16 protein-coding genes are annotated in these 19,717 nt (G+C 39.5%); 14 read left to right on the top strand and 2 right to left on the bottom strand.

Going from position 1 to position 19,717, the window contains the following annotated elements:
• Positions 1-5 precede the first annotated feature (5 nt).
• From pta to BR73_RS29170, 6 genes are all read left to right on the top strand, one after another.
• A complete protein-coding gene (gene pta, locus BR73_RS0119030; protein WP_033167639.1) occupies positions 6-1,001 on the top strand; it encodes a phosphate acetyltransferase in 996 nt (331 codons plus the stop codon).
• 136 nt (positions 1,002-1,137) lie between these two features.
• Entirely contained in the window at positions 1,138-2,328 is a 1,191-nt protein-coding gene (locus BR73_RS0119025; protein WP_033166831.1) for an acetate kinase, read from the top strand.
• Positions 2,329-2,451: 123 nt separating this feature from the next.
• Entirely contained in the window at positions 2,452-2,979 is a 528-nt protein-coding gene (locus tag BR73_RS0119020) for a DUF177 domain-containing protein (RefSeq protein ID WP_033166830.1), read from the top strand.
• A 2-nt stretch (positions 2,980-2,981) separates the two neighbouring features.
• On the top strand, positions 2,982-3,167 hold the full coding sequence (gene rpmF / locus BR73_RS0119015; protein WP_033166829.1) for a 50S ribosomal protein L32: 186 nt from the start codon (positions 2,982-2,984) through the stop codon (positions 3,165-3,167).
• 140 nt (positions 3,168-3,307) lie between these two features.
• The gene (locus BR73_RS0119010; protein WP_033166828.1) at positions 3,308-3,847 is read left to right on the top strand and encodes a hypothetical protein; all 540 of its coding nucleotides are present in this window, start codon (positions 3,308-3,310) and stop codon (positions 3,845-3,847) included.
• Between the two features lie 90 nt (positions 3,848-3,937).
• Positions 3,938-4,087 carry a CPC_1213 family protein gene (locus BR73_RS29170; RefSeq protein ID WP_197032681.1) on the top strand — a complete coding sequence of 50 codons (150 nt, stop codon included), beginning with the start codon at positions 3,938-3,940 and terminating at the stop codon, positions 4,085-4,087.
• Positions 4,088-4,141: 54 nt separating this feature from the next.
• On the opposite strand, the gene BR73_RS0119005 is transcribed toward BR73_RS29170, so the two are convergent.
• Positions 4,142-4,333, bottom strand: coding sequence for a hypothetical protein (locus BR73_RS0119005; RefSeq protein ID WP_033166827.1), 192 nt, complete (start codon positions 4,331-4,333; stop codon positions 4,142-4,144).
• 118 nt (positions 4,334-4,451) lie between these two features.
• Positions 4,452-5,681 carry a ribonuclease H-like domain-containing protein gene (locus tag BR73_RS0119000; RefSeq protein ID WP_033166826.1) on the bottom strand — a complete coding sequence of 410 codons (1,230 nt, stop codon included), beginning with the start codon at positions 5,679-5,681 and terminating at the stop codon, positions 4,452-4,454.
• Positions 5,682-5,905: 224 nt separating this feature from the next.
• Here BR73_RS0119000 and cls point away from each other — a divergent pair, with 224 nt between their 5' ends.
• From cls to BR73_RS0118960, 8 genes are all read left to right on the top strand, one after another.
• Entirely contained in the window at positions 5,906-8,422 is a 2,517-nt protein-coding gene (cls, locus tag BR73_RS27640) for a cardiolipin synthase (RefSeq protein ID WP_051685324.1), read from the top strand.
• A 15-nt stretch (positions 8,423-8,437) separates the two neighbouring features.
• Entirely contained in the window at positions 8,438-10,891 is a 2,454-nt protein-coding gene (locus BR73_RS0118990) for a sugar-binding domain-containing protein (protein WP_033166825.1), read from the top strand.
• Between the two features lie 191 nt (positions 10,892-11,082).
• Positions 11,083-11,709, top strand: coding sequence for a Holliday junction branch migration protein RuvA (gene ruvA / locus BR73_RS0118985; RefSeq protein WP_033167637.1), 627 nt, complete (start codon positions 11,083-11,085; stop codon positions 11,707-11,709).
• A gap of 12 nt (positions 11,710-11,721) precedes the next feature.
• A complete protein-coding gene (gene ruvB / locus BR73_RS0118980; RefSeq protein ID WP_033166824.1) occupies positions 11,722-12,726 on the top strand; it encodes a Holliday junction branch migration DNA helicase RuvB in 1,005 nt (334 codons plus the stop codon).
• Positions 12,727-13,626: 900 nt separating this feature from the next.
• Positions 13,627-14,046, top strand: coding sequence for a cell division protein ZapA (gene zapA, locus BR73_RS0118975; RefSeq protein WP_033166823.1), 420 nt, complete (start codon positions 13,627-13,629; stop codon positions 14,044-14,046).
• 123 nt (positions 14,047-14,169) lie between these two features.
• Positions 14,170-16,611 carry a U32 family peptidase gene (locus tag BR73_RS0118970; RefSeq protein WP_033166822.1) on the top strand — a complete coding sequence of 814 codons (2,442 nt, stop codon included), beginning with the start codon at positions 14,170-14,172 and terminating at the stop codon, positions 16,609-16,611.
• A gap of 81 nt (positions 16,612-16,692) precedes the next feature.
• On the top strand, positions 16,693-18,087 hold the full coding sequence (locus BR73_RS0118965) for an FtsW/RodA/SpoVE family cell cycle protein (RefSeq protein WP_033166821.1): 1,395 nt from the start codon (positions 16,693-16,695) through the stop codon (positions 18,085-18,087).
• Positions 18,005-19,612: a penicillin-binding transpeptidase domain-containing protein gene (locus BR73_RS0118960; RefSeq protein WP_242860704.1), complete on the top strand. Its 1,608-nt coding sequence runs from the start codon at positions 18,005-18,007 to the stop codon at positions 19,610-19,612. Before BR73_RS0118965 ends, BR73_RS0118960 begins: the two co-directional genes overlap by 83 nt.
• The last annotated feature ends 105 nt before the right edge of the window (positions 19,613-19,717 follow it).

The following is a 19,717-nucleotide window of genomic DNA, read 5'->3' as shown; positions in this document are numbered from 1 at the left end:
TTGTAATGGGATTCATTGAAACTATTAAAGAGAGGGCAAAACAGAATAAAAAGACCATAGTTTTGCCTGAGACTAGCGACAGAAGAACTCTGGAAGCTGCCGCAAAGATTCTGGAAGAAGAAATTGCTAATATTATTCTGGTAGGTAATGAAGAGGAGATAAAGAAAGGTGCAGAAGGCCTTGATTTGTCGAAAGCTGCAATCATAGATCCTCATACAACAGAAAAACTGGCAGGTTATATTGATCTTCTTGTAGAGCTAAGAAAGAGTAAAGGAATGACACCGGAAGCCGCAAAGGAAAGTCTTACATCAGACTATCTTACTTTCGGCGTTACCATGGTTAAGGCAGGAGATGCTGACGGTATGGTAGCAGGTGCTATTAACGCAACCGCTAATGTTTTAAGACCTTCCCTTCAAATATTAAAAACAGCACCCGGAACGAAATTAGTTTCTGCATTCTTTGTAATGGTTGTACCTAATTGTGAATATGGTGCAAATGGTACGTTTATCTTCTCCGATTCTGGATTAAATCAAAATCCCAATGCTGAAGAACTGTCTGCAATTGCAGGAAGCTCCGCAAAAAGCTTTCAGCTTCTGGTTGGTGAGGAACCAGTTGTTGCCATGCTTTCCCATTCAACAAAAGGCAGTGCGAAACATGCAGATGTTGATAAGGTAGTAGAAGCAACTAAGCTTGCGAAGGAAGCATATCCTGATATTAAGATTGATGGTGAGTATCAGCTGGATGCTGCAATAGTTCCAAGTGTTGGAGCACAGAAAGCACCCGGAAGTGACATTGCAGGAAAAGCTAATGTTTTGATTTTCCCTGACCTGGATGCAGGTAATATCGGCTACAAGCTTACACAAAGACTTGCAAAAGCAGAAGCTTATGGTCCTATTACACAGGGTATTGCAAAACCTGTCAACGATTTATCCAGAGGCTGCAGTGCTGAAGATATCGTAGGTGTAATTGCTATTACCGCTGTTCAGGCAGCTGCTAACTAAGAATCGGAAATACAGCTGAATTAGTTTTTATACCTGTCCAAGCATAAGAAGTACCATATGTTCTAGGGCTTAGTACTTACAGGGAAAACGAAATTCTACTTATAAAACATAGGAAACTACAAGAAGGAGAACAAGTATGAAAATATTAGTTGTAAACTGCGGAAGCTCATCCCTTAAATATCAGTTAATTGACTCTGTAACAGAAAAAGCACTGGCAGTAGGTATTTGTGAAAGAATCGGAATTGATGGAAGACTGGTTCACACACCTGCCGGCGGTGAGAAAATAAAAATGGACGCTGACATGAAGGATCATGAAGCTGCTATTAAATATGTACTGGATGCACTTACAAACAGTGAGTATGGTGTTATCAAATCTCTTGATGAAATCGGAGCAGTCGGACACCGTGTGGTTCATGGCGGTGAGAAATTTGCATCCTCAACTGTTATTACAGAAGAAGTTATTGCAGGAATAGAAGAGTGCAACGACCTGGCACCTCTCCATAACCCTGCAAATCTTATTGGTATTCGTGCCTGCCAGAACCTGATACCAGGCGTTCCTATGGTAGCTGTATTTGATACTGCCTTCCACCAGACTATGCCTCAGAAAGCGTATCTGTATGGTCTTCCTTATGAATATTATTCAAACTACAAAATCAGAAGATACGGTTTCCACGGAACCAGTCACAGCTTTGTAGCAAAAAGAGCAGTTCAGTTATTAGGACTTGATCCGAATAATTCCAAAGTAATCGTTTGCCACCTTGGTAACGGATCCAGTGTTACAGCTGTATTAAACGGTAAATCCGTAGATACCAGCATGGGACTTACTCCTCTTGAAGGTCTTATTATGGGTACAAGAAGCGGAAGTATTGATCCCGCAATCATCGAATACCTGATGAATAAAGAAAATATGACACTTGAGCAGGTAATGGAAGTGTTAAATAAGAAGTCCGGTGTACTTGGACTTTCCGGAATCTCCAGCGATTTCAGAGACTTAGAGGATGCTACAGCTTTAGGTAATGAGAAAGCAATTCTTGCAGTAGATGTTTTCAATTATCATGTTGCTAAAACAATCGGTTCTTATGTAGCCGCAATGAATGGTGTTGATGCAATCGTATTTACAGCGGGACTTGGTGAGAATGACAAGGCAGTAAGAAAAGGAACAATCAGCTATCTTGGCTATTTAGGAGTAACCCTTAACGAAGAGAACAACAATACAAGAGGAAAAGAAATTGAACTTTCAACTCCTGAATCTAAGGTTAAGGTATATATCATTCCTACAAATGAAGAACTTGCAATTGCAAGAGAGACTGTTGAACTTTTAGCATAAACATAACCCGAAACGACATAATATTCCATAAATATATTCGAAAAAATAAAAATATCCGTTGACAAAAGCTATATCACTGATTATAATGGTAACAGTGCGAATTTTCGAAGATAGGAGATTGCTATGTTAATTAATTTGTCTGAGATTATGTCTGTCAAGGGCAATATCGTTTCTATACAAGCTCCCATCGAAACAGAGGAATTCTGTATAGAAGGTATTAACTATCCTTTGACTGAGAAGGAACCGGTGGACTTAACCATAACCCATTTAGGAGACCGGAAAGTTGAGCTGGAAGGCAGCATAAAGATTTCTCTTTTAATTCCGTGCAGTAGATGCCTTAAAGACGTAGAAACACCCTTCAATCTGACATTTTCCAAGGAATTGGATTTTATGAAGGATTCAGAGGAACGGATTAAGGAATTGGACGAAACAAATTATATTAGTGAATATAATCTGGATGTAGATTTACTGGTCTATGACGAAATTCTAATAGACTTTCCCATGAAGGTTCTGTGTGACGAGAATTGTAAAGGCTTTTGCAAGGTATGCGGTTCCGATCTGAACAGAGGGACTTGTACTTGTGAGAAACAGGATTTGGATCCCAGAATGTCAGTAATCCGCGATATATTCAATAATTTTAAGGAGGTGTAATCATGGGAGCTATCTGTCCGAAGAATAAATCTTCCAAAGCAAGAAGAGACAGCCGTAGAGCAAACTGGAAAATGTCTGCACCTAATTTAGTTAAGTGCAGCAAGTGCGGCGAATTAATGATGCCTCACAGAGTATGTAAAGCTTGTGGTTCTTATAACAAGAAAGAAATCATTCCTGTAGAACAGTAGTGAAAAATCAAGGCCCTGGGATTTTCCAGGAGCCTTTTTTTTGCGATTACACAGATTTTACACCAATGCTGCCTGTCAGGGATTGCTAATAAACCCTTGCTGCTGACAGGCAGGTAGAGTATACTGATATAAGAATACAAATGAACAAAGGAGAAGCTGAATTGACGCAGAAAATAATCGGGGGTTTTCTGATATTAATATCTATATTGGGAGTGCTGGGGAATCGCGGGAATATAGTAGAAAGTCTGCCTGTTGCAATCCTTTTCACTGTTATAGCACTGGTTTTGATTATAAAAAAACCAAGAAGTAATGTTGAACGGGAAATTCTAAGTTTGCACAAAGAAACTCTTATTAGTGCACTCCATTATTCGGGGCTTTCCCTTCCGAATAATATGGCTTGCTACATACGTTTTGAGAATGATGGTTTTCGTTTTAGTGGAAGTGGTGTTGAATATAAATTAACCTTTGATAAAATAACTGAAATAAAGATTTTAAGTCATGTCAGGAGTATCAGAAACAATTTAAAATACGCTGATCATCTTAGTATCAGCTATCTTAATAATGGCGTCTTACATACGATTAAATTTGAATTATTAAATAATAAATCAAAAGTTAAAGCGTGGATTAAAATCTTCAATGAAGATTTTAAGCAATCAGGGGTTAACTCCTTTTATCTCTGATAAAATAACTGATATAATTGTGAATGAGTATATAATGATCCTGTTATACTATTTATTGTAACATAAAACAATTAAGCAGGAGGTCATAATATGGCAGAGAATAAAATGAAAAGTACTAAAAATAATAAAAAAGAAGACGGAACCTTTCATTCCAAACACATTAAACACGATCCGCAGGCCGAGAGTGCACGTGCGGTGTTTGGACTTTCAGGAGACAATTATCAAAACAATAAGAAATAATAAAAATAAGACCTTCAGGCAAACCTGAAAGGTCTCATTTTTATTTTTGTCCGATTAGTTTCCTCCCGGACCGTCTCTTCTTTCGGATTCATCTGAATTTACTACAGATGTCCTGTCTAATGTGTGGGTGTCCTTCATGGATGAATCCGTATTGGTGTTTACTTCGCTTACAGTACTGGTTTGATTCATACTTGCAGCCTTATTTTTAGTACTGTTTTTTGAACCGCTATTTTTCGTGTTTGCCATAGATAAACTCCTTCTGAGACTTTATTTACATTCATATTTGAACGGTTCATTTCGTCGTTTGATTTAATGAACAAAAATAGTATAACCGAAGTTCAGGAGAGTTATGTGTGCTTTGACATTATATTCGAAAAAAGTCTTTCATATAATTTATCAGGCCTTTTGCTGTAGTAATTACTTCTTCAAGGGATTGCTTCTCTAAGTCTTCTGCTTCTATGTAAGATATTCTGTCAGAATAATTTTTTTTAAAGCAGGTCCCGGTATGGTCTTCGCCCACTGGTATAAAACGGCTTTGTTTCTTAATGTAACAATTAGCAGGTTTGGCTTTCTGGCGGTACTCCTTATCTACATACTGGGCAACGCTTTTATGAATTGCTGTATCCTCTAATGGAAGGTAGAAATAATCCGATGCCGGTGATAAGTGGTATTTTAATGTGCCATTATAGATGGGCAGATGAAGTCGCAGGGTGTCTTTGCTGAACTCTGCTGTTAGCTCCATTGCTTCAAGGTATTCCAATCCCTTTTTCAGGGAACCCTTTTCTTTTACAGAGCAGTTTATTGTTATAGAAAGAGGATAAGTAATGGGCATCTTGAATTCTATAACTGTTAAAGTATCTGTTATAAAGAGATGATAAGCAAGGGGAGTATAAACTGCTGACAGAAAATCAGCTTTAAAGGTATCGCAGTAATACAGCATATCTGATATAGGAAGCAGATTTATGACATCCTCTCCATTGTGCAGGAGCAGAATATCCCTTAGACTTTGTGAGTCGGGAGTATCCTGGTTACTGACTGAATTTGCAGAAGCAGACAGCTGCCCGGATTTTATTTTCATATTTTCATAAATTAGCCTTCCCACATAACTGGAATAGATGGGGATTAATTCTTCACCGGAGTAGGTATCTTTCCTTTTGAGCTTTAAATATTCCTCAATGGATTTTAATTTCAAGCTTTCCAGAGAAAGAAACTTCTTAAGCGGTTGTATCAGCTTATACAGGTCAACACTTTCCAGGTGGGAAAATGGATCTGCAAGACCATACAATTCTGCCTTTTTCTGCAGAAAGGGTATATCAAAGCCGCTGCCATTGTAGTGTATTATCCGTTTAAAGGATTTTATAAACGCCTCAAATTCAGCTATCAGCTGAGATTCCTTGTTAGGTTCTTCGTTAAGCCACTGTATTAAATGCCATGACCCCTTCTTATAATAAATACTGCCAATAAGATAAACATAGGAGGTTTTTGGTGAAAACCCTGTGGTTTCAATGTCGAAGAATATGATATCTTCTAAGGTATAAGGTTCATGCAGCGGATAGGTATATGCTGCTTGGATTGTACTGTGTTGTATATGCATATAAACCTCGATTCTAAAATAAAATATACTGGTTTTAATAAGAATATTGTATCATAACCTGTCAGGTTTACAAGCAGGGAATCTTTTGGCAGTTCGACAAAAACTGCTGCCGGAAAGAATATCAGAACAGGTAATGACAGGGCTCAGGGCAAAATTTATCTAGGTTTTCTTTGCCAGTTATGTTACAATGGTCTTAATTACATTTTGGTACAAGGGTGGATGCCATGTTTGATCTAAAAATATTCGGAGTTGATTTACTGCATATTTTGTATAATTTTTTCGCATATTCTTTTATCGGCTGGATTTATGAAAGTACGCTGGTATCTGTGAGAAAGAAGTCTTTTGTGAATCGTGGATTTGTTAATGGTCCGGTTATTCCAATTTACGGAGTAGGCGCAACTATCATATACATATTCTTCTGGCAGATAAGAACACAATACTTAATAATTTTCTTTGGCGGAATGATATTAGCCAGTATGCTGGAGTATTTTACTTCCTGGATTATGGAGGTTCTTTTTCATGCAAGATGGTGGGATTACAGTGATAAATTATTTAATATAAAAGGCAGAGTATGCCTGCTTGCAGGAACTGCCTGGGGATTTATGTCTCTTTTAGAAATCGGAGTACTGCAGCCGAGAGTTGTCCGTGTTTATGAGGCAATTCCCCGTGTTACAGGTATTTATGTTGTATCCATTGCACTATTATTGTTCATAATAGATATGTGGATCACAATAGTTCAGACCCTCAAGCTGGATCGCATTTTTGCAGAATTGCTCCATATAAAAGAAGAATTTACTGACTATATTGAAAGAACCAGAATTTACGAGACAAAAGAAGAGCTTAAGAAAAGGCTCTCGGGATACCGAATCTCCGAAATGGCTGATAAAATCAGACAATTTATGGACGAGAACAAGGAAAAGCTTTTGGAGAGAAATCATTATCTGGAAGATTTTGATTTTAAATCTCTTAGACAGGATATTGAAGTTCAGGCGAAAGATTATCTCTCAAGAATTCAGTCGATGATCGGCTCGGGAAATCCGATACAAAGACGACTTTTACGTGCCTTCCCCGATATAAAGGTAATTGCCCGTATTAGAAAAGGAGAACAACTTGCTTCAGACACCAGAGAAGTTGCAGCAGCAGAGACTGCCGGAAGTCTGGAAGGAGTTAACAACAGGTGGAAAGACATGAGTGCAAATGACAACATTATAGGTTCAACAAAGAGCTATTTAAGCGGAATCCTAAGAGTTTCCCTGGTGGGAATTCTGGTATTGATCCAGATGGTATTGATAGTAATGCTGGGGTATTGGGTAAGCGGCTCTGTTTACATTTATATTTTTATAGAAGTAGCCAGTATCTTTATCATAGTGGGGTTGGTTAATGACAACCGTAACTCCTCCTATAAGATATCCTGGATATGTATTATTTTACTGCTTCCCGTTACAGGGCATATAATGTATGCCTTATGGGGAAAGTCAGGATCAACTCAGAAAATTGAAAAGAAAATCATGGCATGTATTCAGCACGGTAATACCTTCCTGCATTATAATGAGGAAAATGCAAAAAGTTATGCCCTGAAATACCCTACAAAAAGCAGAATGTCAAAATATATGGAATCTCAGAATTTCCCGCTGTTTAAGAATAACAGTGTTTCCTATTATCCAATGGGAGAGGATACCTTTGAGGCTATTTTTAAAGACATCGAAGAAGCCAGCCAGTTTATCTTTATTAATTTCTTTATAGTAGGGGAAGGGGTACTTTGGGAAAGAATGCATACTCTGCTGCTTAAGAAAAAGAGTCAGGGTGTAGAGATAAAATTTATGTATGATGACTTTGGCGCAACCCTCCGTACCTCACCAAATTTCCGTAGAAATCTGGAGGCGGAAGGAATTGAGACAGCAGTATTTAATCCTATTCATAAATATACCGATAAGCTGTATATGAATTACAGAAGCCATCAAAAGATCCTTGTAATTGATGGTAATATCGGGTATACCGGGGGTATGAATCTGGCAGATGAGTATGTTAATCTCATAGAGCGTTTCGGCAAATGGAAGGACAATGCTGTCAGAGTGGAGGGGGAGGCAGTTTGGGGCCTTACTGTTACCTTCCTGCAGATGTGGGAAATCTCAAAAAGCGGTGAGTGGATGGATTATAATCCGTATCGCCCTACAAAGGTGTTCCCCGAGAATGATGTTTATTGTCACGTTATTTCTGACGGACCTGCCAACAGACCCAACAATCCTATCGAAAGTATCTATAAGCAAATTATTCACTATGCAAAGAAGTATGTTTATATAACCACTCCTTATCTGGTAATAGAGGATGATATGAAGCAGGCACTGATAGAAGCAGCAAAAAGCGGTGTGGATGTACGTATCATTACACCGAATATACCGGATAAAAAGAATGTTAAGAAACTTACAAATTATAACTATGGGCAGCTTTTAGAGGGTGGAGTAAAAATCTATGAGTATACACCCGGATTTATACATGCCAAGACTATCATTAACGAGGACTGTGGTATCGTGGGTACCATAAATATGGATTACCGCAGCTTCTTTCTGCATTATGAATGTGGTTTATGGATGTGCAACAGAGATATAATAGACAACATAAAGGAAGACCTGATTGCTACCATGGGAATCAGTCATGAATTTACCTATGAGGAATGGAAACATCGTCCCTGGTTACTAAAACTTAATCAGAGATTCTTAAATTTATTTTCTACCTTAATGTAATTGCAGGAGGCACTGATGAAGACAGTTAGTTTAAATGGAACATGGAAGATGAAGATAAACGGAGAAAATGTATATGGGATAGGCAGTGAGTATATGTCTGCTAAAGTTCCCGGTTCTGTTTATGGGACCCTTCTTTCCTTAGGTAAGATGCCGGATCCTTTTTATAGGGATAATGAGTTGGATGCCCTTAAACTTATGGAGAAGGATTTTACTTATGAGACTGAATTTAACCTGGAGAAAGAAATTCTTGAGAGTGATGGCTTGCTGCTTCGCTTTGACGGAATAGACACCCTGGGTGAAATATATCTTAATGAAAGCTTTCTGGGAAAATGTTATAATATGCACCGTATCTGGGAATTTGATATGAAAGAACTGGCTAAAGAGGGGACGAATCGGTTAAGGATTGAATTATTCTCTCCCACCAGATATATCAAAGAGGAACAGGAAAAGTGTTACACCGGCGGCAGCGGTGATTGTATGGAGGGGTTTCCACATATCAGAAAAGCCCACTGTATGTTCGGCTGGGATTGGGGTCCAAGACTTCCTGATGCAGGTATTTTCAGGGATGTTAAAATCCTGTCCATTAAGGAATGCCGTTTTGATGAAGTTTATGTAAAACAGCAGCATGCAAAGGATAAGGTGATTCTTGATATAGACTGGAGTCTTGAACTGTTTGGCAAAGAGCTGGCTCAGAAGGTAACCTTTCAGGCAGTTAGTATGGAGGGAGAAATCTATCCCCAGAAAGAAGACGGCACCATTGAGATTAATAATCCAAGCTTATGGTGGCCAAATGGTTACGGCAAGCAGCCTTTATATACCATAAGGGGCGAGATTAGTAATGATAAAGGTGAAATACTTGATATCTGGGAGAAAAGAATCGGTCTTCGCACCTTAACTGTTAAAAATGAAAAGGATCAATGGGGGGAGAGTTTCTGCCATGTGGTTAATGGTGTAGCTGTATTTGCCATGGGTGCGGACTATATTCCGGAGGATAATATTCTTGGAAGGGTTACTCCGTCAAGAACCGAAAGGCTCTTAAAGGATTGCATCGAAGCTAATCACAATACCATTCGTATCTGGGGCGGCGGATACTACCCGGATGATTATTTCTTTGATCTCTGTGATGAGCTGGGATTAATGGTATGGGTGGATTTTATGTATGCCTGTGCCAGCTATGAGTTAAATGATGAATTCGAAGAGAACATAACACAAGAGACCATAGATAATGTTATCCGTATCAGACATCATGCAAGTCTTGCAGTCTGGTGCGGAAATAATGAAATGGAGACCCAGGTGCAGGACAAGGTATGGAAGCCTTCTCCCAAGCAGGTACTGGATTATATTAAGATTTTTGAGTATATCATTCCAAAGATAGTAAAGGAATATGATCCGGTAACCTTTTACTGGCCCTCCTCGCCTTCCTCAGGCGGTAATTTCATAGACTCCTGGAATCCGGATAAAGGAGATACCCATTACTGGGATGTATGGCATGGAAATAAACCCTTTTCAGAATATAGGAAATTTCATTTCCGTTATGCCTCAGAATTCGGTTTTCAGTCTTTTCCCTGTATACAGACCATTGAAAGCTTTACAGAGAAAAAGGACAGGAATATCTTTTCCAGGGTTATGGAGATGCATCAGAGAAATACGGCTGCCAATGGTAAGATATTAAATTATATCTCCGATAATTACCTCTATCCCAAGGATTTCGACCATTTAATCTATACATCCCAGTTGCTGCAGGCGGATGCCATCCGTTATGGAGTAGAACATTGGAGAAGGCACAGGGGAAGATGTATGGGAGCTATCGTGTGGCAGCTTAATGACATCTGGCCTGTAGCTTCCTGGTCAAGTATCGACTATTACGGACGCTGGAAAGCACTGCATTATTACGAGAAACGTTTTTTTGCTCCTGTAATGATCTCCTGTGAAGAAGAAGGGGAGATGACCCAGAGGCCTCACTGTATTGAGGAACCTCATGACATTGAAAAATCAGCTAAATTAAATATAGCCAACGAAACCATGTCAGACATTACAGGAAAGGTAAGCTGGGCACTCAGAAATCCAAAAGCGGAAATCCTGCAAAAGGGAGAGGAAACAGTTACAGTACCTGCCCTGACCAGCATATGGCTTGATAAACTTGATTTTAGTAAATATGATGAGCTGAGCAGTTACCTGACTTTTGAATTTGTAATGGAAGAGAAGGTTATCTCCAGAGGCAGTTGTCTCTTTACGGCACCAAAGCACTTTGAATTCGAAAATCCCTGTCTTACAGCCCGGGTGCAGGGAAATAGTCTGATAGTAAATGCAAAAACCTATGCAAAAAGTGTTGAAATATCCAATGCAGAAGGTGATTTAAAACTTTCTGATAATTATTTTGATGTCAACGGAGAGGAAGTATGGGTCGAAGTACTTTCAGGAAGTACAAAAGAACTGAAGATACGTTCTGTATATGATATTGGAGAATAGAAATAGATGCAGTTCGAGAGAACCGGGATATCTAAATGAAAAAATATAACAGAAAAAAAGGCTGATACAGATACAACGTGCCTGTATCAGTCAATCTGATAAATAGCACAAATAGTAAGAACAAGGAATCAGGAGCAATAAATAAAATCAAAAAACTTAATTCAACTAAGATTAAGGCAGGAAGAATAGGTATGATAGCATATATAAAAGGTGAGCTTGCAATGGTTTCAGAGGAAGGAATTGTAGTGGAAGCCGGTGGATTGGGTTACGACGTTAAGATGCCCATATCCAGTTTGAGTAACCTGCCTCGCTTAGGCAGTATGGTTACTGTATATACATATTTACACGTAAGGGAAGATTATGTGGGCTTATTCGGATTCCTTACCCAGGAAGACTTAAAAATATTTAAATTATTGATAACAGTAAATGGAATAGGACCCAAAGGTGCACTTGGAATACTTTCCTCCATTACACCCGATGACCTGAGATTTGCCGTACTCTCAGATGATGTCAAGACCATTGCCAAAGCCCCCGGAATCGGAACAAAAACAGCGGGAAAACTGATACTGGAGTTAAAAGATAAGCTGAAATTAAGCGAGGCCTTTGAAGAAAGGTTATTAAACAACCTGGGAGAAGGAAATTCACTTACCAATGATAAGAATAAACTTCACGAAGTAAGAAAAGAAGCAATAGAGGCACTGGTAGCACTTGGATATTCACCGGCAGAAGCGGCGAAAACGGTGGGAAGTGTAGAAATAACAGAGAACCTGACAGTGGAGGATGTGCTTAAGCTGTCCTTAAAGAATATAAGTTTTTAAGGCGGGATATCAATGGAAAAACGTATTATAACAACTGATTTAACCGATGAAGATAAGAAAATTGAAAATTCCCTGAGACCTCAGATGCTGACAGATTATATCGGACAAGGAAAAGCAAAAGCAAACCTTAAGGTATATATAGAAGCAGCCAGGCAAAGAGGTGAATCATTAGACCATGTACTATTCTATGGACCTCCAGGACTCGGTAAGACAACCCTTGCGGGTATTATCGCCAATGAAATGTCAGTAGATATGAAGGTAACCTCAGGTCCGGCTATTGAAAAACCCGGTGAAATGGCAGCAATCTTAAGTAATCTAAAAGAAGGCGATGTCTTATTTGTAGACGAAATCCACCGGCTGAACCGCCAGGTAGAAGAGCTGATGTACCCGGCTATGGAGGATTATGCAATCGATATCGTAATAGGAAAAGGTGCAGCAGCCAAATCAATACGCCTTGAGCTGCCCAAATTCACCCTGGTAGGAGCTACCACCAGAGCCGGAATGCTGACCCCTCCTTTAAGAGACCGGTTCGGAGTAGTAAGCCGTCTGGAATTCTATACAAACGATGAACTAAAAGAAATTATCTGCCGCTCCGCAAAAGTCTTAAAAGTAGATATAGACGATGAAGGAGCCTACGAACTGGCCCGTCGTTCAAGAGGTACCCCAAGACTGGCCAACAGACTCTTAAAGCGGGTACGTGACTTCGCCCAGGTGAAATACGACGGACATATAACCAAAGAAGTGGCAGATTTTGCACTGGACTTACTGGAAGTAGACAAACTTGGTCTGGACAACATGGATAGGGCAATCATACTGTCAATGATCGAGAAATTCAACGGCGGTCCGGTAGGAATAGAAACGGTTGCGGCAACTCTGGGGGAGGATCCGGGGACCATTGAAGAAGTATATGAACCTTACCTTGTACAAAATGGGTTGATTCTTAGGACTCCCAGAGGCCGTATGGTTTCGGGGGAGGCTTATCGGCATTTTGGACTGCCTGAAAAGGGGCAGGAATAAAAAGGGGAGGGTGTTTCGCAAGGGGACGGCAAATTGCGCAAAGCAGAAAGAACTCATGCTTCGATTCCAAGGCATAAGAAGTCCTAATTTATCTGGAGATTTTGTGCTTGACATAATATAAAGTAGATAACTCGCTTCGCTCAAACAATCTACTTTATATTATAGCACAAAATCTCCAGATAAAAGGACTTCTAATGCCTTTCCATAGGCGCATTCGTTCTTTCTGCTTTGTGCAATTTGCCTGTGCTCGTATGGAAATATGCCTTTGATGTTTTAATCTTAAGTATAATTGTAAATCATTAAAAATTTGATAAAGTATTTTAGTATCATATATAGAAGAATGTATCATATTTGGAAAATGTATCATATCTAGAAAAATATATCATATTTAAATAAAAATATCATATGAATATTGGCTTAAACATCGATAAGTATATGATTAGGCAGACTTAAAGCTATCAAGAATTAATGAATCAATATAAATCAATATGTATATATATTGCTAATAACCAGATGAGTTTGGCTTACCTTTAGGCATTTTCTATTGAAGGGTTCCTAATGACACTTAAATGGCAGCAACTGTGACTAGGCATAATTATACCACTGTTTGAGCTCAAAACCTTACGCTGAGATAACGGTACAGCGAGTTTGGTATAATTCTGCCTGCCAGGAACAGTTGCTGCCATTTTAGTGGAATTTGGGACCCTGAACAAGAAATGCATAAAGGTAAGCCAAACTCATCGTCCGCCGCCATAGACCACCACCCAGCCATTTCTTACCCCTGCATTCCCTCAAGAAGTACTTGCCTTACACCATTTGTTATATTATAATGGAACAAATAGTAGGAAATACAAGGAAGGTATGCTGTTCCCGAAAGGTTCAGACAAAAGAGGCTGCTCCATGAATAAGATGAACAATATCGAAGTCATAATAAACAACAAAAAGTATACTTTGCGCGGATATGAGAGTGAAGAGTATCTTCAAAAAGTGGCATCTTATATTAATAACAAAAATAGTGATTTCAAAAAGCAGGATTTTTATAAATTACTGGACTCTGAGATGAAAAGTATCCTTATGGAAATCAATATAGCAGATGATTATTTTAAGGTCAGAGAACAGGCAAAAGAAATCGAGCAGGAAAATGAAGAGAAAGCCAAAGAAATCTTTGAATTAAAACATGAACTGGTGTCTCTGAATACAAAACTTGCTGAAGCAGAAAAATTGATAGCGTCTCTTAAAGATGAACTCAATGAGAATCAGAAGAAGATAATAAGACTGGAAACAGAATTAGGTAATAAAAACAGAAATACCAAAGGATAACTATGAGGCTGCTGCTAAATGGAGGACAAGGCTCCATCAATGCATCAGCCTGTTTTATTCAGGTTAGAAGCTGATAGATTTACGATATCCCGGGAATAGAGAAGGATATTTGGAAAGGAAATTATGAACAGAGTAGAAATATTGGCACCGGCGGGTTCCATGGACAGCCTGAAGGCAGCGGTGAATGCAGGCTGTGATGCTGTTTATGTGGGAGGAACCAGATTTGGAGCCAGAGCTTATGCAGACAATTTTACAACGGATACCATGAAGGAGGCAATAGACCTGGTACACCTTTATGGTAAGAACATTTACCTTACAGTGAATACCTTGCTAAAGAACAAGGAGCTTGAAAAAGAGCTGTTTGATTATATAAAAACATATTACGAACACGGAATAGATGCGGTTATTGTTCAGGATTCTGGAGTGCTTCATTTTCTCCATGAGCACTTTCCGGAGCTGCCGCTTCATGCCAGTACTCAAATGTCCCTGACTATGGGAGAGGGGGCTATGATATTAAAAGCAACAGGAGTGACCAGAGTAGTAAATGCCCGGGAATTGAATCTGCAGGAGATAAGGTCCATAAAAGATTCTACTGGTTTGGAGGTGGAATCCTTTGTGCATGGAGCTCTATGCTACTGTTATTCCGGTAAATGCCTCTTAAGCAGTATGATTGGAGGCAGGAGCGGTAACCGTGGAAGATGTGCACAGCCCTGCAGAATGCCCTATCAGTTAAAAATTGATGGACAGGATAGAGGAAACGGCTATTATCTAAGTCCAAAGGATATTGAAACTTTGGCTTTGCTGCCGAAAATGATACAAGCAGGTATCGATTCCTTTAAAATTGAAGGAAGGATGAAAGGTCCTGAATATACAGCCATTGTTACTTCCATCTACCGCAAGTACAGGGACTTATACTATGACCTGGGAGCTCAAGGTTATGAAAGCTATGAGAAAAGCCATACTGCAGAATTGGCAGGTGATATTCGGAATCTGTCAGATATTTATAACAGGGGAGGTTTTTCGAAAGGTTATTATGAAATGCATGGCGGAATCTCCATGCTTACCACCAACCGCCCGAATCACAGTGGTTTGCCGGTGGGAAAGCTTATTAAAGTAACAGATTCGCAAATGGTTATAGAGTTGCAGGAAGACATCAATGCACAGGATATACTGGAAGTACGTAATAAGAATGAAGCATTGTATGAATTTACTGTAAAAACCGGTGAAAACAAAGGAGGTAAAATTACCTCTAATTATAAAAGGGGAATAAAACTCCAGAAGGGATACCCGGTGTATCGAACCAGGAATAATCTTCTCCTTGGAAGTATCAGAGAAGAGTATCTTGAAAAACAGACAAAACTGCCGGTAAGAGGCGTGTTTACAGCACAAGTGGGCAGTCCCATGAAGCTTTCTTTAAACTGCTATGACAATGAGATACAGGTCTATGGAGATACTCCTCAGGAGGCACAGAGTCAGCCCATAACAGAGGACAAGCTGGTAAAACAGTTGGATAAATTAGGTGATACCAACTTTTATCTGGAAGACCTGAAAGTAGAGTTAAGGGGAAATCTATTTATACCCGTGGGAAAACTCAATGAATTAAGGCGGCTTGGAGTCGAAGAGCTGCTAAGAAATATAAAGGAAAGTTACCGTAGAAATGAAGTTAAGGAGTATGGATATACTGCTTATTACGGGAAACGGGCAGAGGAACCCTTGTATGTATCTGTACTGGTTCAGACAGAGGAGCAATTAAGGGCGGCACTTAAATCCAAGGAAGTAACAGAAATTATGCTTGAAAGTGACATAACACCTCTTCCTGATCTGCTGAACCTGACAAGGGAAATAGTGCAAAAAGGTAAGAAAGCTGTTATTGCGCTTCCTTTTGTGCTAAGAAGCATAACCTATGAGTTACTGTTACAGAATAAATCCATATTGGAAGACAATACTATAAATGGATTTCTTATAAGGAATCTGGAAGAATATGAACTGGTAAAATGCAAATTAGAGACTGAGAAACGAATAATAGGTGATTATTGTCTTTATGCCATGAACCGTAGTGCAGGAGAATATTATGCATCCCTGGGAGTTGAAGCTATTACTGCTCCTTATGAGCTGAATTACCAGGAGCTCAGAGAAATATCCGATATTTATCACTATATCACGGTATATTCTAAGCTGCCGGTAATGATTTCAGCACAATGCCTGTACCTTACAGAGGCAGGCCGGGATAAGCTTAAGGACAATAGCAGCAGTGAAGCATGTTCCCTAAGAGATGCGGGGAAGGCTGTTCTTACGGACCGTTTGGGAAATGGTTTTCCCATAGCAAGACATTGCAGGGATTGTTATAATGTAATCTATAACAGCAAACCTTTATCGCTTTTATCCTGCGAAGAGGAAGTAAAGACTCTTAAGCCTTCTGCTGTACGGCTTGATTTTACAGAGGAATCAGAAAAAGAAGCAGAGGACTTGCTGGAGCAATATATAGATGCTTATCTAAAGGGGATACACAGAACCGAGAAGGGGTCTGATTATACCAGAGGACATTTTAAGAGAGGGATTGACTAAAATAACAATTCCTTATTGTGTAACACCAAATATAGGAAGATATCCATAAAATAAGAAGAAGGAAAGGACGGTGATTTGAGGATGGTCAATCTGCTTTCGGAAATATCCAAATATATGATAATCGTATTAGTTGCCATGTATACCTTCCTGTCCTACAGAGTACTGGGTATTTCCGATAAAGCCAGGCAGGGAAGTATTTATACTAATATGAAATTTTTACTGTTCCTTTTTCATTTTGTCAGCTATTCTATCATTTATATAAACCAAAAGAGCAACTGGATAATCATAATCTATGCTTTGGAGGTCCTTACTCTGATTATGGTTTTTGGCTTCTATCAATGGGTATATGTAAATCTGTCTAAACCACTTTTATATAATATGGTGTTTATGCTGATTACAGGTTATATTATGATAACCAGATTATCGGCGAAGACAGAATATGATAAGGCTTTTAAGCAGTTGATTATTGCCTCGGGTGCTTTGCTGCTATGCCTTGTAATCCCGCTTCTGATTGATAAGATAGATTATCTGAAACGTCTGGGCTGGATTTATGGAGCCTTGGGAATCCTCCTTCTATTAGTGGTACTATTCTGGGGAACCGAGAATTACGGGGCTACCAACTGGATAAGAATTAAGGGTGTAAGCTTCCAGCCTTCAGAATTTGTAAAGATTCTGTTTGTGTTCTGTTTTGCCTCTCTATTGTCAAAGAGGAAGGATTTTCGGTATATAGTAGTTGTAACGGGACTGGCGGCACTTCATGTGTTGATTCTGGTAGCAGAAAAAGATTTGGGCGGTGCCTTGATCTTCTTCCTCACCTATCTGATGATGCTGTATGCAGCAACAGCTAAGCCCCTGTATCTTGGAGCAGGTTTAGTGGCAGGAAGTCTGGCAGCAGTCCTTGCCTATAAGTTCTTCTCCCATGTCAGGGTGAGGGTCATGGCCTGGAAGGATCCCTGGGCACTTATTGACAGAGAGGGATATCAGGTGTCACAATCCCTGTTTGCCATAGGTACGGGGGGCTGGTTTGGAATGGGTTTGACGAAGGGTCTCCCTACCAGTATTCCGGTAGCGGACAGTGACTTTATTTTCTCTGCCATTTCAGAAGAAATGGGTGGTTTCTTTGCACTGTGCCTGGTACTGATCTGCTTGAATTATTTTATACTGACTATTAACATAGCTATGAAATTTGAAAATCAGTTCTATAAACTTATTGCACTGGGATTTGGTGTCATGTATGCGTTTCAGGTATTCCTTTCACTGGGAGGTGTTACGAAACTGATTCCTTCCACGGGAGTGACCCTTCCTTTTGTTAGCTACGGAGGCAGTTCCGTACTAAGTTGTGTAATTATGTTCAGTGTGACACAGGGACTTTATGTACTGAGTCAGGATAGGAATGAAGATGGAAAAAGAAGAAAAGGTAAAAAAGAAAAAGAAATCTCAGGAAAACAAAACTCCAAAAAAGAGTCCGTTATCTGAAAAGCACAGGCTTCTTATAAGGGGTAATAAAAACAAAAAAAATATTCTTAAATCTGATGAAAGCATTGAAGCTGCAGATAATACTACGGGAAAAGGAAAGAGTAAAGAGAATAAGAACAGGGAAATCATTTTTATAACCTATGTATTTGCAGGACTTTTTCTTCTGGTTATCGGGTATTATGCCAATTTTATGATAAGAGACAGCAGTGAAGTTATCAATAATCCTTATAATAAGAGGCAGGATCTGTTGGCAGAACAGATTATCAGAGGAGATATACTCTCATCGGACGGCAAGGTTCTGGCCCATACTTTAGTAGATTCCGAGGGGGTAGAGACAAGGGATTATCCCTTTAAGAATATCTACGCCCATGTTGTGGGAAGATTTTCGAAAGGCAGAACGGGCCTTGAGTCTTCGGAAAATTTTCACATGCTGACTTCTCATACCAATACCATCAGTAAGATTGTAAAGGAGCTATCCGGCAGCAAAAATATCGGTGACAGCATTGTGACTACCCTGGATACAAGAATACAGGAAGCAGCATATAATGCCCTTGGCAATAACCGGGGAGCGGTGGTGGTCATGGAACCTTCCTCCGGTAAAATAATTGCCATGGTATCAAAGCCGGATTATGATCCCAATACCATTAATGATACCTGGGAGGAGCTTACCAAGGAGGATTCAAAAGACGGTGATAAGGATTCTTCGCTGGTTAACCGTGCGGCACAAGGTCTTTATCCTCCCGGTTCTACCTTTAAAATACTGACGGCACTTGAATATGTCAGAGAAAATCCTGATTATGAAAATTATGAATATAACTGTACCGGTAAAGATGTATTTAACAGTGTAACCATCAACTGTTATCACAACAATGCCCATGGACATGTGGACCTTAAAACCTCTCTGGCCAAATCCTGCAACTCGTCCTTTGCCAATATAGGAACCACCTTGAATATGACAGCATTTCGAAAGCTGTGTGACAGCTTTTTGTTCAATCAGAGTATACCTGTTGACATGGTTTATAATAAAAGCAGCTTTGTATTGAACGGTAAAACGGCAAAAGATCAGATTCCTCAGACTGTTATCGGACAGGGACAAACCCAGATCACGCCTCTTCACAATGCCCTCATCGTATCTGCCATAGCCAATGGGGGCGTTATGATGAAGCCTTATGTCGTAGACAGCATTGAAAGTCAGAGTGGTGAAACCGTAAAGAAATATCTGCCTGAAATGTATAAGACAGCAATGACTCCGGAAGAAGCCGAAATACTTACCACTTTTATGAATGCAACTGTAGAAAGCGGAACAGCTGCAGCCCTTAAAAATTCCAGATACTCTGTGGCTGGCAAAACCGGTTCTGCCGAATATATGGAAGGAAAGCCGGCACATGCCTGGTTCGTTGGGTTTGCGCCTGCAGAAAAGCCTGAAATTGCAGTAAGTATCATTGTCGAGAGCGTAGGAACCGGAAGTGATTATGCTGTTCCTATAGCAGAAAAAATTTTTGAAGCGTATTTTAAATCCAAATAGGAAATAATTACAGTAGAGTCCTGCTGATTCACGTTTATATCATAATAATATTATATATGTTTGTTAGTATTGCATAAATATTTGTTGAACAATTATATAATATGA

It is taken from the genome of Clostridium sp. KNHs205 (assembly GCF_000702945.1).
Lineage (GTDB): Bacteria > Bacillota > Clostridia > Lachnospirales > Lachnospiraceae > Anaerocolumna.
Note: the sequence above shows the minus strand (reverse complement) of the source record. Positions and strands in the feature narration are given on the sequence as shown.

What these genes read in the sequence shown, in the direction of transcription:
- BR73_RS0119020 (WP_033166830.1), top strand. Translation starts at nt 2,452, where the DNA reads ATGTTAATTAATTTGTCTGAGATTATGTCTGTCAAGGGCAATATCGTT.
- BR73_RS0118970 (WP_033166822.1), top strand. Translation starts at nt 14,170, where the DNA reads ATGAACAGAGTAGAAATATTGGCACCGGCGGGTTCCATGGACAGCCTG.
- BR73_RS0118965 (WP_033166821.1), top strand. Translation starts at nt 16,693, where the DNA reads ATGGTCAATCTGCTTTCGGAAATATCCAAATATATGATAATCGTATTA.
- zapA (WP_033166823.1), top strand. Translation starts at nt 13,627, where the DNA reads ATGAATAAGATGAACAATATCGAAGTCATAATAAACAACAAAAAGTAT.
- BR73_RS0119010 (WP_033166828.1), top strand. Translation starts at nt 3,308, where the DNA reads ATGAACAAAGGAGAAGCTGAATTGACGCAGAAAATAATCGGGGGTTTT.
- BR73_RS0119025 (WP_033166831.1), top strand. Translation starts at nt 1,138, where the DNA reads ATGAAAATATTAGTTGTAAACTGCGGAAGCTCATCCCTTAAATATCAG.
- BR73_RS29170 (WP_197032681.1), top strand. Translation starts at nt 3,938, where the DNA reads ATGGCAGAGAATAAAATGAAAAGTACTAAAAATAATAAAAAAGAAGAC.
- BR73_RS0118990 (WP_033166825.1), top strand. Translation starts at nt 8,438, where the DNA reads ATGAAGACAGTTAGTTTAAATGGAACATGGAAGATGAAGATAAACGGA.
- ruvB (WP_033166824.1), top strand. Translation starts at nt 11,722, where the DNA reads ATGGAAAAACGTATTATAACAACTGATTTAACCGATGAAGATAAGAAA.
- cls (WP_051685324.1), top strand. Translation starts at nt 5,906, where the DNA reads ATGTTTGATCTAAAAATATTCGGAGTTGATTTACTGCATATTTTGTAT.
- BR73_RS0118960 (WP_242860704.1), top strand. Translation starts at nt 18,005, where the DNA reads ATGAAGATGGAAAAAGAAGAAAAGGTAAAAAAGAAAAAGAAATCTCAG.
- rpmF (WP_033166829.1), top strand. Translation starts at nt 2,982, where the DNA reads ATGGGAGCTATCTGTCCGAAGAATAAATCTTCCAAAGCAAGAAGAGAC.
- ruvA (WP_033167637.1), top strand. Translation starts at nt 11,083, where the DNA reads ATGATAGCATATATAAAAGGTGAGCTTGCAATGGTTTCAGAGGAAGGA.
- pta (WP_033167639.1), top strand. Translation starts at nt 6, where the DNA reads ATGGGATTCATTGAAACTATTAAAGAGAGGGCAAAACAGAATAAAAAG.
- BR73_RS0119000 (WP_033166826.1), bottom strand. Translation starts at nt 5,681, where the DNA reads ATGCATATACAACACAGTACAATCCAAGCAGCATATACCTATCCGCTG.
- BR73_RS0119005 (WP_033166827.1), bottom strand. Translation starts at nt 4,333, where the DNA reads ATGGCAAACACGAAAAATAGCGGTTCAAAAAACAGTACTAAAAATAAG.